The 2,405-nt window shown below is 43.5% G+C and carries 2 protein-coding genes; both read left to right on the forward strand.

Annotated features, from left to right (window positions below; translation table 11 throughout):
* Positions 1-184 precede the first annotated feature (184 nt).
* Positions 185-1,255 carry a tRNA preQ1(34) S-adenosylmethionine ribosyltransferase-isomerase QueA gene (gene queA, locus OQV04_RS24285; RefSeq protein ID WP_042846951.1) on the forward strand — a complete coding sequence of 357 codons (1,071 nt, stop codon included), beginning with the start codon at positions 185-187 and terminating at the stop codon, positions 1,253-1,255.
* Positions 1,256-1,343: 88 nt separating this feature from the next.
* A partial coding sequence (tgt, locus tag OQV04_RS24290; protein WP_332643198.1) for a tRNA guanosine(34) transglycosylase Tgt occupies positions 1,344-2,405 on the forward strand: 1,062 nt, incomplete at its 3' end.

Genomic DNA, 2,405 nt, shown 5'->3' on the forward strand with positions numbered 1-2,405 from the left:
ATGAAATCTTAGCAAAACAGAAATAATTCATTCTTTGAATGGATAAATAGTACGCAGAATTTTTTGCTAACAAAATATTTGTTAAATAATGGCGAATATTTATACTATTTTGCGCTTATTTCTTGCGCCAAAGGCGGTGCGGCACTAGACTAGTCGCCTGTTTTTTTAGATTGATGTCAATACAATGCGTGTTTCTGATTTTACTTTTCAATTACCTGAAGAACTGATTGCCCACTATCCACAGGCGGAACGTAGCGCTTGCCGCTTATTAAGTCTGGATGGAAGCTCGGGGCAGCTAACGCATGGTGTTTTTACAGATGTTCTAGAAAAATTGGAGAAAGGGGATTTACTGGTATTCAATAATACCCGCGTGATCCCAGCAAGGTTGTTTGGTCGCAAAGTCAGCGGCGGTAAAATTGAAGTTCTCATTGAGCGTATGTTAGATCAACACCGTGTATTAGCCCATGTTCGCGCATCAAAAGCACCGAAAGAGGGGGCTGAACTGTTGTTGGGTGAAGATGAAAGTGTCAAAGCCACGATGATGGCGCGTCACGGTGCCTTATTTGAACTGCGTTTTGATGATGAACGGGATGTTTTGAGCATTTTAAACCAAATTGGTCATATGCCATTACCCCCTTACATCGACCGGCCTGATGAAGAAGCGGATAAAGAGCTTTATCAAACTGTGTATAGTGAAAAACCGGGGGCTGTAGCAGCGCCAACGGCGGGTTTGCACTTTGACGAGCCTTTACTTGAAGCTTTGCGCCAAAAAGGCGTTGAAATGGCATTTGTTACCTTACATGTCGGCGCAGGTACTTTCCAACCTGTTCGTGTTGATACTATCGAAGATCACATTATGCACTCCGAATATGCGGAAGTGCCACAAGATGTGGTTGATGCGGTATTAGCCTGTAAGGCGCGTGGCAATCGCGTTGTTGCTGTAGGAACAACGTCTGTGCGCTCACTGGAAAGTGCGGCTAAAGCTAGCCAAGATGCCTTGATTGCTCCATTTTTTGATGATACCCAGATTTTTATTTATCCCGGGTATGAATATCAAGTGATAGACGCACTTATCACTAATTTCCACTTACCAGAATCAACATTAATTATGTTGGTTTCTGCGTTTGCGGGATATAAAAATACTATCAATGCGTACAAAGAGGCGGTTGAACAAAAGTATCGTTTCTTTAGTTACGGTGATGCTATGTTCATCACACCCAATGCGAATGCACCATTCGAAAAAATTGGGGAATAATCAGTTCGAGCGGTGGCGTTGGCTGCTTGCTTAGCAAATTAATATTATCGACAGCATCAGACTGTTTTTCTGATGCTTGGAGGCAAACGTGAAATATGAATTACAAACGACTAGCGGCAATGCACGTCGTGGTCGCTTAGTATTTGAGCGTGGTGTGGTAGAAACCCCCGCGTTTATGCCAGTAGGCACCTACGGTACTGTAAAAGGCATGACACCTGAAGAAGTAAAAGAAACGGGTGCTCAAATTCTTCTAGGGAATACTTTCCACCTGTGGCTGCGTCCAGGGCAAGAGGTCATGAAGCTCCATGGTGATCTTCATGATTTTATGCAATGGCAGGGGCCGATATTGACGGATTCAGGGGGGTTCCAAGTCTTTAGTCTTGGCGCAATGCGCAAAATTAAAGAGGAGGGCGTGCATTTTCGTAACCCAATAAATGGTGAGAAAATTTTCCTAAGCCCTGAAAAATCAATGGAAATTCAGTACGACCTCGGTTCAGATATTGTGATGATTTTTGACGAGTGTACGCCATATCCGGCAGATTGGGATTACGCAAAGACATCAATGGAAATGTCGTTACGTTGGGCTGCTCGTAGCCGCCAACGTTTTGACGAATTGAACAATAAAAATGCACTATTTGGCATTATCCAAGGCAGCGTTTACGAAGATTTACGAGATATTTCAGTTAAGGGGCTGGTGGAAATTGGCTTCGATGGGTACGCTGTAGGCGGCCTAGCTGTAGGCGAACCAAAAGAAGATATGCACCGCATCTTAGAGCATGTTTGCCCTCAAATTCCGGCAGATAAACCACGTTACTTAATGGGGGTGGGCAAACCGGAAGATTTAGTGGAAGGTGTTCGCCGTGGCATTGATATGTTTGATTGTGTGATGCCGACACGAAATGCACGTAATGGGCATTTATTTGTCACACATGGCGTGGTAAAAATTCGTAATGCTAAGTATAAATCAGATACATCGACACTGGATGCCGATTGTGACTGCTATACTTGTCGCCATTATAGCCGCGCTTATTTACATCACCTTGATAGGTGTAATGAAATTCTTGGTGCAAGGCTCAATACCATTCATAATTTACGTTATTATCAACGTTTGATGGCCGGTATTCGCCAAGCAATCGAAAATGGAAAATTT

It is taken from the genome of Escherichia sp. Lx600-2 (genome assembly GCF_036662595.1).
GTDB lineage: Bacteria > Pseudomonadota > Gammaproteobacteria > Enterobacterales > Enterobacteriaceae > Escherichia > Escherichia coli.